Annotated in this window: 12 protein-coding genes; 3 read left to right on the top strand and 9 right to left on the bottom strand. The window is 72.5% G+C overall.

The genetic code is table 11. The features are described 5' to 3' along the window. Positions 1–12: 12 nt before the first annotated feature. From ACIBBH_RS28260 to ACIBBH_RS28300, 9 genes are all read right to left on the bottom strand, one after another. The gene (locus ACIBBH_RS28260; protein WP_399409314.1) at positions 13–1,026 is read right to left on the bottom strand and encodes a 3-oxoacyl-ACP synthase III family protein; all 1,014 of its coding nucleotides are present in this window, start codon (positions 1,024–1,026) and stop codon (positions 13–15) included. 231 nt (positions 1,027–1,257) lie between these two features. Continuing rightward, complete coding sequence (locus ACIBBH_RS28265; protein ID WP_399409316.1) at positions 1,258–2,427, bottom strand: hydroxymethylglutaryl-CoA synthase; 1,170 nt, start codon at positions 2,425–2,427, stop codon at positions 1,258–1,260. Between the two features lie 3 nt (positions 2,428–2,430). Continuing rightward, a complete protein-coding gene (locus ACIBBH_RS28270; protein ID WP_399409318.1) occupies positions 2,431–3,492 on the bottom strand; it encodes a hydroxymethylglutaryl-CoA reductase in 1,062 nt (353 codons plus the stop codon). Beyond that, a complete protein-coding gene (gene fni, locus ACIBBH_RS28275; protein ID WP_399409320.1) occupies positions 3,489–4,580 on the bottom strand; it encodes a type 2 isopentenyl-diphosphate Delta-isomerase in 1,092 nt (363 codons plus the stop codon). The genes ACIBBH_RS28270 and fni overlap by 4 nt, the downstream gene beginning before the upstream one ends. Then, entirely contained in the window at positions 4,577–5,704 is a 1,128-nt protein-coding gene (locus ACIBBH_RS28280) for a phosphomevalonate kinase (protein ID WP_399409322.1), read from the bottom strand. Before ACIBBH_RS28280 ends, fni begins: the two co-directional genes overlap by 4 nt. Continuing rightward, positions 5,701–6,756, bottom strand: a complete 1,056-nt coding sequence (gene mvaD, locus ACIBBH_RS28285; protein WP_399409324.1) for a diphosphomevalonate decarboxylase — start codon at positions 6,754–6,756, stop codon at positions 5,701–5,703. The genes ACIBBH_RS28280 and mvaD overlap by 4 nt, the downstream gene beginning before the upstream one ends. Beyond that, a complete protein-coding gene (gene mvk, locus ACIBBH_RS28290; RefSeq protein ID WP_399409326.1) occupies positions 6,746–7,747 on the bottom strand; it encodes a mevalonate kinase in 1,002 nt (333 codons plus the stop codon). The genes mvaD and mvk overlap by 11 nt, the downstream gene beginning before the upstream one ends. Before the next feature lie 597 nt (positions 7,748–8,344). Beyond that, positions 8,345–8,530: a hypothetical protein gene (locus ACIBBH_RS28295; protein WP_053666114.1), complete on the bottom strand. Its 186-nt coding sequence runs from the start codon at positions 8,528–8,530 to the stop codon at positions 8,345–8,347. Beyond that, the gene (locus tag ACIBBH_RS28300) at positions 8,527–9,078 is read right to left on the bottom strand and encodes a hypothetical protein (RefSeq protein ID WP_399409329.1); all 552 of its coding nucleotides are present in this window, start codon (positions 9,076–9,078) and stop codon (positions 8,527–8,529) included. The genes ACIBBH_RS28295 and ACIBBH_RS28300 overlap by 4 nt, the downstream gene beginning before the upstream one ends. A gap of 476 nt (positions 9,079–9,554) precedes the next feature. Here ACIBBH_RS28300 and ACIBBH_RS28305 point away from each other — a divergent pair, with 476 nt between their 5' ends. The 3 genes from ACIBBH_RS28305 (at position 9,555) to ACIBBH_RS28315 (ending at position 14,711) form a co-directional block, all read left to right on the top strand. Further along, positions 9,555–11,606 (top strand): FAD/NAD(P)-binding protein, encoded by a 2,052-nt coding sequence (locus ACIBBH_RS28305; RefSeq protein WP_399409525.1) that lies wholly within the window; start codon positions 9,555–9,557, stop codon positions 11,604–11,606. After that, on the top strand, positions 11,603–13,042 hold the full coding sequence (gene pcaB / locus ACIBBH_RS28310) for a 3-carboxy-cis,cis-muconate cycloisomerase (RefSeq protein ID WP_399409330.1): 1,440 nt from the start codon (positions 11,603–11,605) through the stop codon (positions 13,040–13,042). Before ACIBBH_RS28305 ends, pcaB begins: the two co-directional genes overlap by 4 nt. Positions 13,043–13,181: 139 nt before the next feature. Further along, the gene (locus ACIBBH_RS28315; RefSeq protein ID WP_399409332.1) at positions 13,182–14,711 is read left to right on the top strand and encodes an FAD-dependent oxidoreductase; all 1,530 of its coding nucleotides are present in this window, start codon (positions 13,182–13,184) and stop codon (positions 14,709–14,711) included. The last annotated feature ends 175 nt before the right edge of the window (positions 14,712–14,886 follow it).

Raw genomic sequence — 14,886 nt, forward strand, 5'->3', positions numbered from 1 at the left:
CGTGCCGGCCCTTCACCACTCGACCAGCGCGAAACTGGCGGCCATGCCACCGCCGAAGCCGGCCAGGAGGATCAGCTCGCCCGGACTGAACTCGCCCGCACGGACGGCCGCGTCAAGGGTGATCGGGATGGAGGCGGCTCCCGTGTTGCCGTAGTGCGTCACCGTCCGGTGCATGGTGGCGCGGGGCATGCGCAGGTCCGCGAAGACCTCGTCGAGCATGACACCGTTGGCCTGATGCGGGATGAAGTGGCTGATGTCCGCGGCTTCCACACCGGCCTCGTGGAGGAACCCCTTGACCAGCTGCGGCAGTTGCTCCACGACGAAGCGGCGTACCTCTCGCCCGTCCATCGCGAAGTACTGCAGCCCGGCATCGAGGCCGGCCTGGTCGAGGGGCTGCCGGCTGCCGCCCGCGGGCACCCGGATCAGGCTCGAGAACTCGCCGAAGGTGTGCAGGGCGACATGCCGGACGACCGGGCCCTGCGTGGCGGGCGCGAGGATCATCGCACCGGCGCCGTCCCCGAACAGCACGACCGTCCTGCGATCGGCCGGGTTCAGGATGCGCGAGTACACGTCCGCGCCGATGACCAGCGCGTAGCCGCCCCGGCGCAGAATCACGCTGCCGACCGCGGAGAGCCCGAACAGCGTGCCGGAACACACCGCGTTGACATCGAACGCCGCGGTGCCGGACGCACCGAGGTTCTGCTGGACGTATGCCGCCGTCGGCGGCTGCGGCCGGTCCGGTGTGGACGTGGCGACCGCGATCACGGACAGCTGCTCGGCGGTGATGCCGGCCGACTTCATCGCGGCCCGGGCCGCGGCCGTGGCCAGGTCCGACGTGGCCTGGTCGGCGGCGGCCCAGCGGCGCTCCCGGATCGCGGTCTTGCGGATGATCCAGGCGTCGTCTACTCCGGCCGGCGCACCGACTTCGTCGTTGGAGACGAGCCGGTCCGGCACATAGGCACCCGTACCGACGATCCTGACGTCTCTGATGGGGCTACCCGTACCGAGGATCGCTGCGTCGTTCATGCGGCTGCCCTCCCCTCACATGGTCGGTGAATAGCTGTGCGGCACGTACGGCACGTGCGACATGGCCGGCGGGTGCGCGGCCGGGACGGGCCCGTACGCGGGCAGCCCGCAGGGGCCGCCCGCGTACGGGCCCGGCAGCGCCCGAAGGGGCGCGGGGAACTGCGCGACCAGCCACGACGGCGCCGCGGACGATGGACGGCCACGGCCCGTCGCGGCACTTCCCGCGGAGCGCTAGCGCTTCTCGTAGATGCGCTTGTGGCCGCTGATCCCGGCCAGCCGGAAAGGCCCGCTGGTCTGCGCCGGAGCGCAGTGGTCGCCGCCGTCGGCCGGGAGCTTGTGCTCGTGCAGGATCCGGTACTCGGCGTACTCGACCGGCTTGCGCCGGTCGATCGCCTCGCGGTTCGCCTCCGTCCGCAGGTGCTCCTGGTACCCGGCGACGACGGTCCCCGCGAAGAACTCGGCGACGGAGCCGGAGCCGTAGCTGAGGAAGCCGATGGACCGGCCGGTCAGGTCGTCGGCCTGGTCGAGCAGCGCCGCCAGGCCCAGGTACACCGACGCGGTGTAGCTGTTGCCGATCACGGTGTTGTACGCCGTGGTCTGCCCCAGCGCGCGCGCGATGGCGTCGTTGTCGGTGTCGTGGCCGCAGTAGTTCAGCAGGTGGCGGTGGGCCTTGTAGGCCATCTTGGTGAACGGCTGGTGGTAGCAGAACGCGGCGAACTCCTGCAGCGAGCGGCCGCCCTGCTCGGTGTAGTCCTTCCAGGTGCCCTCGACGGCCTGCAGGTAGGCGCCGATGGACTCCTGCCCGTCGACCAGGGCGGTGTCACGGTAGTTGGGCCGCCAGAAGTCCATGACGTCGGCGGTGAACAGACCGGACGGGTCCTCGATGCGCACCAGGGCCGGGTCGACGCCGACCAGCATGGCCACCGCCGCGGCGCCCTGCGTCGCCTCCCCGGGGCTGTCCAGGTCGTACTTGGAGACGTCGCCGGCGATCACGAGGACCTGCTGCGCGGGGTCGCGCCGCACCAGGCCGATGGCGAACTGCAGGGCCGCGGTCGCGCCGTAGCAGGCCTGCTTCAGTTCGACGACCCGGGTGGCCGACGACAGCCCGATCAGCGAATGGACGTAGATGCCGGCCGACTTGGCCTGGTCGATCGACGACTCGGTCGCGAAGACGACCGTGCGGATCCGGTCCGTGCCGTGCCGGGCGATGATGGGCGCGGCGGCGGCTGCCCCCATGGTGACGATGTCCTCGTCGGCGGCGGGAACGCTCATCGACTCCTGGCCGATGCCCACGTGGTACTTGCCGATCTCGGTGCCGTTGTACGCGGCGAGCGCGGTGTGCGGCAGGACGAACTCGGTTGTCGCGAACGACAGATCGTGGATTCCGATGGAGATGGACATGCCCTATGCACCAACCTTTGCGGTCTTGTTGTCGCGTTCCAGCTGCACGTGCGCGCGCATGAGTTCGCCGGGGTTCGTCTGTGCCGCGAGCAGGGAGAGTTCGCCGCACAGCACGGTCGCCGCCGCGATGACGGCGAGCCGGCGCGCGTTCTCCCCGGGCGCCCGGTCGGCCCGGCAGCCGAGCCGGGTCAGGTTCGTCTCCACGAAGCCGAGGCCCTTTCCGTTGCCCACCGTGCCCACGATCAGGTTGGGCAGCGTGCAGGCGAAGTAGAGGTCGCCGTCGCGGTCCTCGGCCATGACGACGCCCTGGGAGCCCTCGACGATGTTGGCGGCGTCCTGGCCGGTGGCCAGGTAGAAGCCGAGCAGCATGTTCGCGAAGTGGGCGTTGGCCGAGCGGATGCCGCCGGCGAGCAGGGTGCCGAGCATGTTCTTGCGGATGTTCAGCTCGACGACCTTGGCCGCCGTGGTGTGCAGGACGTTCTCGACCACGTCACGCGGCACGAGCAGTTCCGTGACCACGTTCTTGCCGCGGCCGAGGATGCCGTTGATCGCGGTGGCCTTCTTGTCCGTGCAGTAGTTTCCGGAGATCGACCCGTAGGAGATGCCCGGGATCGTCTCCAGCAGGTGCCCCAGGAGCACGTCGGAGGCGAGGGTGGCCATGTTGTGGCCGGAGGCGTCGCCGGTGGAGAACTCGAACCGGATGAACAGCAGGTTGGCGTTGATCTCGTGCCGGATGCCGATCAGCTGGGCGAACCGGCTGCAGCCGCGCACCACCTCGCGCAGCTCGTCGATGCGCGCCTCGATGGTCCGCGCGGCCGTGTACGCCGTCTGCGCGTCCGTCGCCTCGACGAGCACCGAACGCGTCATCCGCTCGTCGACGAGGGTGGCGACGATGCCCTTCTCGGCCAGCATGGAGACCTTCGCGCCACGGCCCACCGACGGCCACAGCGGCGACTCGTAGGTGGCGAGCGGGACGTGGGTCTCGGTGGTGGTGACGTTCCCGGAGATGCGAAGGGGTCCCACCCACCGCATCGGGACCCCGGCTATGGCGTGTGCTTCGGTCATCGTGTGCTTCCCGTCGTCTCGTGGGAGGTCTCGGCGGAGCTGGAACGCCGGGCGAGCGGCCCCGTCTCGATGCCTCGGTCGGCGCAGAAGGAACGAAGGGAGCCGTGGATCAGCAGATCGCAGCGCGTCAGGTCGGCGGGGGTGCGCGCGCCGAGCATCGTCTGCAGCGCCGCCAGCTGGTCGAGCCAGGTGGTGAGCTGGTCGACCAGCGCGGATACGCCGCCGTCGAGCAGGGTGCGCAGGAATCCGCCGGAGGCTCCGACGCCGCAGGCGCCGAGCGCCAGGGCGCGGGCGACGTCGAGCGGGTCGCGGACGCCTCCGGAGGCGAGCAGGGGCAGGCCGACGCCCTGCGCGTCCAGGAGGCAGGCGGGGGCGGACTGTCCCCAGCCGTGCAGGAAGGCGTACTCGCCGAGCTCCCGGCGGTCGTTCTCGATGCGGGCGAAGTCGGTGCCGCCCCGCCCGGCGACATCGGCCACCCGCACGCCGAGGTCCCGCAGCGTCAGGACGGTCTGCCGGCTCAGGCCGTTGCCGACCTCCTTGACGATCACGGGGATGTCGACGGCCGCCGCGATCTTCTCGATCTGCGGGATCCAGGACGAGAACGACCGGTCGCCCTCCGGCATCGCCGTTTCCTGCGCGGTGTTGATGTGGATCTGCAGGGCGTTGGCCTGGATGAGCTCGATGGCGCGCCACACGTTCTCGACCGACGCCGTCGCGTTGACGTTCGCCATGACGAACCCGTCCGGGTTCTCCTTGCGCAGCACGCTGAACGTGTCCGCGCACGACGGGTCCTTGAAGTACGCGTTCATGGATCCCGACGCGATCGGCACCCCGGCCTCCCGGGCGGCGATGGCCAGGTCCCGGTTGATGACACCGGTCTTGGCGCTGCCGCCGGTCATCGCGTTGATGTAGACCGGCACCGGCCAGGAGATGCCGGCGAAGGCCGTGGCCAGGGACACGTCCGGGCGGTCGATGCCGGCCAGGGCGTGGTGGACGAACGACACCTCGTCGAACTGGTTGACCCCGCGGGGTACGTCCTGCTGCTCGATGGCGAGCCGGACGTGGTCGTCCTTGCGTTGTGCGCTCATTCCTCGATCCCTTCCAGGGCGGGACGAATGGGCAGGGGAAGCACCCCGGCCGTGGCCCACCGTTGCCGTACGTGTGAGATGTCCCGTGACGCCTCGGCGTCCAGCAGGGCGATACCGCAGTCGCCGCCCCCCGCCCCGGAGGGCTTGGCCGCGCCGCCGACGGCCTCGGCGGCGTCGCAGAGCCGCGTCAGTTTGGTCGTGAAGATGCCGAGGCCGACCTCGCCGTCCAGGCGGGCCAGCTCCTTACGGGCCCTGCGGATCTGGTGCAGCAGGCCCTGGCGGTCGCCGGCCTCGAGCGCGGTGACCGCGGCACGTACACAGCCGTTGGTGGTCTCGACGAACCTCTGGTGGGAGGCGCTGCCCCGCCAGGTGCGGCGGTGCAGGCCGGACACGAGGGACGCGGTGGAGACGGGCTCTCCGGTCCAGCCGACCTCCAGGGACAGGCCGTCGGGCGCGGGCAGCCGGCGCACCTCGTGACCCGGCCAGGGCGCGCTCAGCGTCCGGTCGACGCCCACGCGCCGGGCCAGGTCGAGCACGAAGGCCCGGTCGGGCGCCTGGTAGGCGATCCAGCCGCCCCAGGTGCTGGCGGCGAGGTCACCGCCGGAGGCCTTGGGGTCGAGCTGTGCCGTGGCGAGCATGGCCAGCCGGTACCGGTCATCGGCCGACAGCTGGAGCCCGCAGAAGGACGCCACGGCCGCGACGGTCGCCACGGTCACCGCGCCGCTGGAGCCCAGGCCGTACTTCCTGCCGTTGTCGTGCAGCCGGCTGCTGACCGATACGCTCAGCACGGGCACGGGCAGGCCGCGTTCGGTCAGCAGCCGGCCCACGGTCTCGACCGCCGACACCACGTGTGCCAGCGTCCCGCGCGCCCGCCGTTCGTCGTCCGCGCCGCAGATCACGAGCCGGCCCTCGTGCCAGCGCCAGGGCACCGCCTGCGGACCGAGGTCGGAGGAGATCACGACGGCGGCCTCGCCCGGTCCGGCGTCGGTGCCGGACACGGTGACGGTGACCTGCCGGTCGACCGCCACCAGGATCGCCGGGTTCCCCGGCTCCACCACCGCGTACTCGCCCGCGACGAACAACTTGCCCGGGGCGTGCCGGACAACCGTGCGCCGCGGCGTCATCGTCCGCCCTCGTTCAGCAGGCGGGCGCCGCGTCCTGGCCCGGCGACGAGCACCGTGCCGTCCGGTACGGCGCCGCGGACGGCCTCGGCCACCCGCTCGGCATCCGCGCGAGAGCACAGCACCTTCACGTTCGGCCCGGCGTCCATGGTCGCGTAGGCCCCGACTCCGTCCCGCCTGAGCTGCAGCACGCGGTCGAGCACGGTGACCGTGGCCGGCGACAGGTACCGCACCGCGGGGCGCGCCGCCAGCATGGTCGCGTGCATACCGAGCGCGTTGCGCTCCGCGATCTCGCCGACCGCCTCGAGGTCGCCCCGTCGCAGTGCCGCCCGCATGTCCGCCAGGTCGTCCTTGCTGGAGGCGGCCCATGGCCGGTACAGCGGTGAGGTGTCGACGGTGCGGCGCATGGCCTCCCGGCTGGAGACGGCCTTGGGGCCGGCGTTGACCACGGCGATGACCAGCGCGGGGTCGAGGTCCGCCGTGGGTACCGGCTCGGCGTAGGAGCCGAGGTCCGCGTCCGCGGCCGTGCCGGTGTCCGGGCCGGCGTGCCAGACGGCGAAGCCGCCGAAGACCGACCGCGAGGCCGATCCGGACCCGCGCCGGGCCAGGCGGGACAGCGCCGCCTCGTCCAGGTCGAGCCCGTACGCGGCGGCGGCGGCGACGGCGAGGGCGGCGAACCCGCTGGCGGAGGAGGCCAGTCCGGCCCCGGTGGGCACGGTGTTCCCGGTGTCCACGACGGCCCGCTCGGGGCGCCCGGCCAGCTCCCGCACCAGCTCCAGGAAGGCGGTGATGCGTCGCCGTGCCTCGCCCGTCGCGGGCACGCCGTTGAGGATCGCCTCGTCGTGCCCGGCCTCGGCGTCGAGCCGGACCCGGGTGGTCGTCGGGAAGACGTCCAGCGTCATCGACAGGCTGCCGGTCCAGGGCAGGACCAGGCGTTCGTCGCGCTTGCCCCAGTACTTGATCAGCGCGATGTTCGGGTGCGCGACCGCGGTGGCGGTTCCCGCGGTGTCCTGCTCCGGCGGTCGGAGCACAGTGGTCGGGTGTTCACGGCGCATGTTTGTCGAGCCCCTTCAGCGGTACGACCCAGGTCTGTACGGCGCCGGCCTCGTGCAGCTGCCGGGTGACCTCCCGGCCCCGCTCCGGCTGGGCCAGTGCGATCACGCAGCCGCCCAGACCACCGCCGGTGATCTTGGCGCCGAGGCCGCCGGCCCGGAGCGCGGCGTCGACCAGTGCCTCGATCCGGTCGGTACTGAGACCGGCCGCACGCAGCAGTGCGTGATAGTCCGTCATCCGCGTGCCGAGTTCCTCGGGCTTGCCGTCGGCCAGGTCCTGCCGGGCCGCCTCGGTCAGCTCGGCCGCCCGGTCCACGAACCTCCGCTGCGCTCCGGCATGCCGGTGGAAGCCGTTCCGCAGCAGCTCGACGGCCTCCTTCGTGCTGCCCGGCTCGCCGCTGTCGGCGACGATGAACAACCCGTCGCAGCCGAGCTTCAGTTCCCGGGTCCGGCCCGCCTGGAACAGCAGCGGGCGGGAGGCGCCGACGGTCATGGCGTCGACACCGCTGGCCCTGCCGTGTGCCATGTTCTCGGCCGTCTGCACCAGCTCGAACGCGGTGGTCTCGGTCAGTTCACGGCCGAACAGGTCGGCGAGCGCGAACGCGATCGCGCGCGAGCTCGCCGCGCTGGAGCCGAGGCCCCGGCCGTGCGGGATCGCACCGTCGAGGATCACGTCGAGGTGCGGCCTGCCGGTCACGCCCATCCGCGCCTTGAACTCCTCGGTCAGCCGGCGCAGACCGTCGGAGGCCTGGGTGACCAGGGCCCGCGAGGCGGAGCCGGTCATCGTGTACGACAGGTCGCTGTCGCGGGAGTGGGAGGACCACCCGGCGCTTGCCGTGACCGCGAGCTGCGGAATCGGAAGAGCGAGCGCCGGAGCTCCGTAGACGACCGCGTGCTCCCCGAGCAGGATGGCCTTGGCGTGAGCGCGGCCGATGCCGACTGAGCGGGTCCGGTGGCTTTCTGAGACCCGCTCCGCTGAGGTCGGTGGTGTCAACGCACTCAGCTCCCTTTGTCTTTTTGTGCACGGAGATCGGATGGTCATGAGACGGCGATCGGATGGTGGTGCGGGATCGCGTCGTCCAGAGTTCTGGGATGAGGAATGACGCAGGGCGTCATGTGGCACGGAGCGTCAACCACCGCACGTGGCAGGGAGCTTGATCGGCTGGGCATCGACGCGGAGCACCCAGGCAAGTGGCTGGTCCGATGCGGTAAGAGCGGGTGCCGTGCGCGTATGGATCCGGTCTGTCTTTGCGCAGACGGGCGGCGGCGACACGCGGTCCACTGCCTCGTAGCAATTTTTGGGCAGGGTGGACGTGGGTAAATAGTGACACCGGGACTGTCGCCATGCCAACACTGAAGGGAAGTGACGTGGGTCACTTCCGGCGGGGGTGGTCCCACCACGGACGGGAACGGCACCTTCGGGTGGGTGCGGGAAGGCAGCACAGGCCAACGCGGGTGCACCGACGGGGACTTCGGACGGCCGGGTCCGCAACGCGCGCAACCGCGGCTGCCAGGGCAGCCGCGGCGGGCACGTCGGGTATGTCGCGTACGTTGGGTACGTCAGGCCCCAGACCGGGGCAGGGGGGCCGGGTCAGGGCCGGCGCTGCAGGGCGATCTCCGTGAGCTCCTCGATGTCGAACTCCGAGCGGCGGTGCGGCGCGCCGTAGCGCGTGATCTTCCCGCGGCTCACCCACTTGCGGATCGTCGCTTCGGACACACCCACGGCGAGTGCGGCCACCTTGGTGGGGACGAGCCGGTGGCTCGGTGGCTTGATCATGCGTTGAGACCCTTTCGCTGCCGCTCCATGAGTTTCCTGAGACCGAGCCACTCGCGCATTTCCCATGAATGTCCTGAAGAGCAGGTGATGCTGCTGCTTCCGGCGCGTCCGCTGCTCCGCGGCGCAGCGCTGATCGTCCCCGGGCAGTTGTCCACGACGCACTGTCTGATGAGCGTGTGGAGATCGCTGGGTTCGGGATCGATGGTCTGGCGCAGTTCGACGACGAGACCCTCGATTTCGTCCGCGAAGTCGACCGCCGGAGGCTGGCCGGTGAGCCATTCCAGGTGCAGCCTGAGGAACCGTGCCAGGGAGGGCACGGTGCGTGGCGGGGCAGTGGTTCCGAGTTTGTCCACGACCATTCCCGACCACGACTCGAGAACGGCAAGAATGTGGTGGCGGGCGTCGAGTACGGAGATGTCCAGGGAGTCCCTGGTGCGGCTTCCCGAGACCTTGGTCGGGTTCGTTCGCCGACCCGTCGGCGACACCTGGTGCAGGCATTCCTGGTGGAGAACGGGGAGTGCGCGCAGATTGCGTTCCACCCCCTTCATGCAGGGAGCGCAGAGGGGGGATCCGGTGGCGGTGCGGCTTTCCTGAGGGTGCTTTCTCGGACATGGATGAGACTTCATCGAAACTCCTTCACGAGGCGTCTCGCCCCCGCAACCGCTGTCATCACTCATATCCCGTGCCGATTGCGGCAGTTAACTCTGTGCTCCGGTCCGGCGAGGCTGCTGCGCCGACCCCGGGTGAACAGTCCTATTACCTGACCGGCGACTCGAGTCCCGATACAGCCTCGTTCGGGGCCTGCATCCGGAACTGTCCCGAACCCGCTTCTCGAGGCCGCTTCCACCCGGAACCGAGGCCTGATTGAGCGCCTGCACCGACGGTGGCAGCGGAAGGAGGAACTGTGGACGGTACGCACGGAGGCGAACGCGCAGTAAGCGCCGCACTTCCCGCAGGGCCGCCCGTGACGGCGGCCGCTCAGTTTCCCCCGGGTGACACCTTCTCATCCGGACGCCCAGGCACCCTGGAATCCGCTCCGCCGGCCGGGAACGGCACGGCGGCACACCTGGAGGTGTGCCTCGTCGGCGCCGGCCCCCGGGGGCTTTCCGTACTGGAACGGCTCTGTGCGCAGGAACGGAAGTCGCCCCGCTGGGACACCGTCACCGTGCATGTCGTCGACCCGGACCCGCCGGGCTCGGGACGGGTGTGGCGCCCTGCCCAGTCCCGGCACCTGCTGATGAACACCGTTGCCTCCCAGGTGACGGTCTACACCGACGCCAGCGTCCGCATCGACGGTCCGCTGGAGGAGGGGCCGAGCCTGTACCAGTGGGCCAAGGCCCTGGAGTCGGGCACGGTCGAGACCGGCCCGGAGGCCGGCTACGACGACGGCTTCCTCGCCGAGGCGCGCGGTCTCGGCCCCGACTCCTATCCCACGCGCGCGCTCTACGGCTGCTATCTGACCTGGGCGTTCCAGCGGGTCGTCGCGAACGCCGCCGCGCACGTGACGGTGCGCACCCACGCCGTACGGGCGGTCGCCCTCGAGGACGCCGACGCCGCGAACCCGCACGCGGGGCCGCAGACCGTCACCCTCGAGGACGGCACGCGGCTGACCGGTCTGTCCGCGGTCGTCCTCGCCCAGGGCCATGTACCGGCCCGGCCCTCCGACACCGAGCGACGGCTGGCCGGCTTCGCCGCCCGGCACGGGCTGACGTACGTCCCGCCCGCCAACCCGGCCGACGTGGACCTGTCGTCCGTCCGGCCCGGCCAGAGCGTGCTGCTGCGCGGGCTCGGGCTCAACTTCTTCGACTACATGGCGCTGTTGACCCGCGGCCGGGGCGGTGTCTTCACCCGCGTCGACGGCCGCCTGGTCTACCGGCCCTCGGGCCGTGAGCCGCGCCTGTACGCGGGGTCCCGGCGCGGTGTGCCCTACCAGGCGCGTGGCGAGAACGAGAAGGGCGCCCACGGCCGCTGCTACCCCCGGCTGCTGACCGCCGGGTACATCGCGGCCCTGCGCGCCCGGGACACCCGCAGCGGGGCCATCGACTTCGCCGCCGACCTGTGGCCGCTGATCTCCAAGGAGGTGTGCGCCGTCTACTACGCGGCCCTGCTCACGCAGCGCGGTGAACCCGCCGGTGTCACCGAGGAGTTCACCGAGCGGTATCTGCACGCCGAGCCGGGCCGGGCCGAGGACGGCCTCCTCGGCGAGGCCGGGATCGCCGCGGCCGACCGCTGGGACTGGGAGCGCATCGCCCGCCCCTACGGCGGCCACGTCTTCGACGACCTGGCCGCCTTCCGCAGCTGGCTGCGCGGCCACCTCGAGGAGGACGTCCGCCTCGCCCGCCAGGGCAACGTCAGCGGACCGGTCAAGGCCGCGCTCGACGTCCTGCGGGACCTGCGCAACGAGGTGCGGCTCGCCGTCGAGCACGCCGGCCTGACCGCCGCCTCCCACCGCGACGACCTCGACCGCTGGTACACACCGCTCAACGCCTATCTGTCCATCGGCCCCCCGGCGTCCCGGATCGAGGAGATGGCCGCGCTCATCGACGCCGGCGTCCTCGACGTGACCGGCCCCGGGCTGCGCGTCACCGCAGACGCGCACGATCCGCTCGGCCCCTGCTTCACCGGCACCTCCGGCGCGATAGCCGACGTGCGGGTGCGGGCCACGGTCCTCATCGAGGCCCGGCTGCCCCAGATCGACCTCAGGCGCACCGCGGACCCGCTGATGAGCCGGCTGCTGCGCACCGGGCAGTGCCGCCCGTACCGCATCCCCGGCGGCACGGCGGACGCCGCCGAGGACTACGAGACCGGGGGGCTGGCCGTCTCCGAGCGGCCGTACCACCTGATCGACGCCCAGGACGTGCCGCATCCCCGGCGCTTCGCCTACGGCGTGCCCACCGAGTCCGTGCACTGGGTGACCGCCGCGGGCATCAGGCCCGGCGTCGGCTCGGTCACCCTCGAGGACTCCGACGCCATCGCGGCGGCGGTCCTCGCCGTGCCCGCGGCACCCGCCGCCCAGCCGGCCCGCGCCACGGGCGCCACCCCGATCACCATCCCGAGCGCGAAGGCGGACGCATGACCTCCCTGCCGGAACCCCCGCGGCCCGGAACCCTGCACGCCCACCTGGACGCCGGGCTGCTGTCACCGGTGCGGGCGGGCACCCCCGTCGAGGCGGCCGTGGGCGACAGCGCGTGGCTGCAGGCGATGCTCGACGCGGAGGCGGCCCTGGCCCGCGCCCAGGCCCGCTGCGGCACGGTGCCCGCACACGCGGCCGAGGCCATCACGGCCGCCGCCCGCGCCGACCTGCTCGACGTGCGCGAACTCGCCCTGGCCGCACGGGAGACCGCGAACCCGGTCGTGGGCCTGGTCAAGGCGCTGACCGCGGTGGTCGCCAAGCGCTCCCCGGCGGCCGCCGAGTACGTGCACCGCGGCTCCACCAGCCAGGACGTCTTCGACACCGGCGCGATGCTGGTGGCCGCACGCGCGCTGCGCCTGATCGTGGCGGATCTGCGGGCCGTGGCCGCCGCCCTGGCCGGCCTCGCGGCCGCGCACCGGGACACCGTGATGGCGGGCCGCACCCTCGCCCTGCACGCCGTCCCGACGACCTTCGGGCTCAAGGTGGCCGGCTGGCGCCAACTGGTCCTGGACGCCGTCGACCGGCTCGAACGGGTCGCCCGCGGCGGGCTTCCGGTCTCGCTCGGCGGCGCGGCCGGCACACTCGCCGGCTACCTGCAGTACGCGGGTGAGGGCGCCGACCCCGCGGCCGTACTCGACGAACTCGGCGCCGCCTTCGCCGCCGAGACGGGCCTGGCCGCCCCCGTACTGCCCTGGCACGCCCTGCGCACCCCCGTCGCCGACCTGGGGGCCGCCCTCGCCCACACGACCGGCGCCCTCGGCAAGATCGCCGCGGACGTGCTGGTGCTCACCCGTACCGAAGTCGGCGAAGTGGCCGAGCCCGCGGTCGCCGGCCGGGGCGCCTCCTCGGCCATGCCGCACAAGCGCAACCCCGTGCTCGCGACCCTGATCCGCTCCGCCGCCCTCCAGGTGCCCGCCCTGGGCGCCGTACTGATGCAGTGCCTGCCCACCGAGGACGAGCGCTCGGCCGGGGTGTGGCACGCCGAGTGGCAGCCGCTGCGCGAGGCCCTGCGGCTCACCGGCGGCGCCGCGCACACGGCCGTCGAACTCGCGCGGGGACTCACCGTGCGCCCGGAGCGGATGCGCGCCAACCTTGCGGCCACCGGCGGACAGCTCGTGTCCGAGCGGGTCTCGGCCGTCCTGGCGCCGCGCATCGGCAAGACGGCCGCCAAGGAGCTGCTGACCCGGGCCTCGCTGCTCGCCGCCACGACCGGCCGGCCGCTGGCCGCGGTGCTGGCCGAACTCCCGCAGCTCGCCGGAGTGCTCAGCCGCGGTGAGGCAGCCGCCCTGCTCGACCCGGACGGCTACACCGGTGTGGCCGGACCCCTGGTGGACCGGGCGCTCACCGCAGCGGACCGCGCGTCCACCGCGGCGCAGTGACGGCGAACAGCCGGCAGCCCGCCGGTCGAGACCGCCTCGAGTCCCCCTCGAAGTCCTGTTGGCGACTGCCTGAGCCACTGCCGTACGGACGGCGCCTGCGCGCATGATGCAGGAACAACGTACGGGCACGGGAGGGGTGTTGACTCTGGACGCACAGGCTGCCGGCGGACGTCGCGGCGGCCACGGCCACGCCGTGGTCCTCGGCTCGGGTCTCGCCGGGCTCACCGCGGCCCGGGCCCTGGCCAACTTCATGGACCGGGTCACCGTGATCGAGCGCGACTGGGTGCCCCGCGGCCCCGGCCGGCGCCGGGGTGTGCCCCAGGCGCGGCACACCCACAGCCTCATGACGGCCGCCCAGCAGGGCCTGGAAGAGCTGTTTCCCGGCATCGGCCAGGACCTGACCGGCGCCGGAGCGGTACGCGTCCGGATGCCCGAGGACATGCTGCTGCTCGGCCCGGGCGGCTGGCTGCCCCGGGCCGGCTCGGAGCTGTCGATGCTGAGCGCCGGCCGCGATCTGATCGACGCGGTGATACGGGACCGGCTGCGCGCCGACCCCAAGGTGGCCTTTCTGCAGGAGCACGAGGCCGTCTCGCTGCAGCCAGGCCGCCACGACACCGTCACCGGCGTATGGGTGCGTGGGCGGGACCGGAAGGCGCCCGGCGGATGGGGCACCCGGCGCCTGATACCCGCCGACTTCGTGGTCGACGCCACCGGACGCGGCTCGCGCGCGCCCCAGTGGCTCGCCGAACTCGGCTACGAGCCTCCCGGCGAGACAGTGGCCGACACCCGCACCGCTTTCGCCACCGCCGTGTTCGCGCCGCCCGTCGGCCATGTCGCCGACTGGAAGGGCCTGTGGCTCATGCCCTCGCCCGGCAACCCGGCCCAGGGCATCCTCAACCCCATCGAGGGCGGCCGCTGGTCGGTGTCGGTCTGCGCCGGTGACGGCAGGCGCTCGCCCGCCGACCACGAAGGGCTGCTGCGCGCCGCGGGCGCCCTGCGCGACCCGCTGCTGCGCGACGTCATCGAGACCGCCATGCCGCTCGGCCCGGTCTACACCTGCGGTCCCACCGCGAACCGCTGGCGCCACTACGAGAAGCTGCGCCGCTGGCCCGACCAGTTCCTCGTCGTCGGCGACGCCTTCGCCGCCGTCGACCCGGCCCACGGCCAGGGCATGACGATCGCGGTGCAGTCCGCCCTCGTCCTCGATCACCTGCTGGCCGGCCACGGTACGGCCGTCGGCCTCGGCTACCGGTTACGCCGGGCCCTCGCCCACCGGCTGGCCCCCGCCTGGCGCACGAGCACCCGCACGCTGCGCGCGGCGAACGGGGACCAGGACCTGCGGGCCGGAGCGCGCGCCCGGCTCAGCGGGCGGTACGCGGCCCGGATCGCGGCAGCCGCGACCACCGACCCGCATGCGGCGACCCTGCTGCTCGAACTGCTGCAGTCGGCCGCCCCGTCCGCAGCGGCGCTGCGGACGCGGGTGCTGTGGGCCGCGCTCCGCGGCGCGCGCGGCCCGGCCCCGGCGGCGCCGCCCAGCACCACCCATGGCCCGGACGCGCGCCGGCGCCGCTCCGTCGCGCCGGACGCACCTGCCGTCGCGGTCTCCACCGCGCGGCACGCTGTACCCGGCCGCGGCCGGCCGGAGCGCGGTCATACGCTTCACCTGTGACAAAAGCAGATCAACTGGCGTCTGCGGCAGTCTGTGCACTTGTAATCTGCCCGCGAATCCGGATGAGTTGAGACCGAAGAAGGTCGGCATGCACTGTGTTGACTCGCAACTCGCTCAAGAATTACATGACTTGAGACTCGAATCCGGCTCGAGCGCGGTTGTGAAGCCGCGTCAC

It is taken from the genome of Streptomyces sp. NPDC051636, assembly GCF_044453765.1.
Lineage (GTDB): Bacteria > Actinomycetota > Actinomycetes > Streptomycetales > Streptomycetaceae > Streptomyces.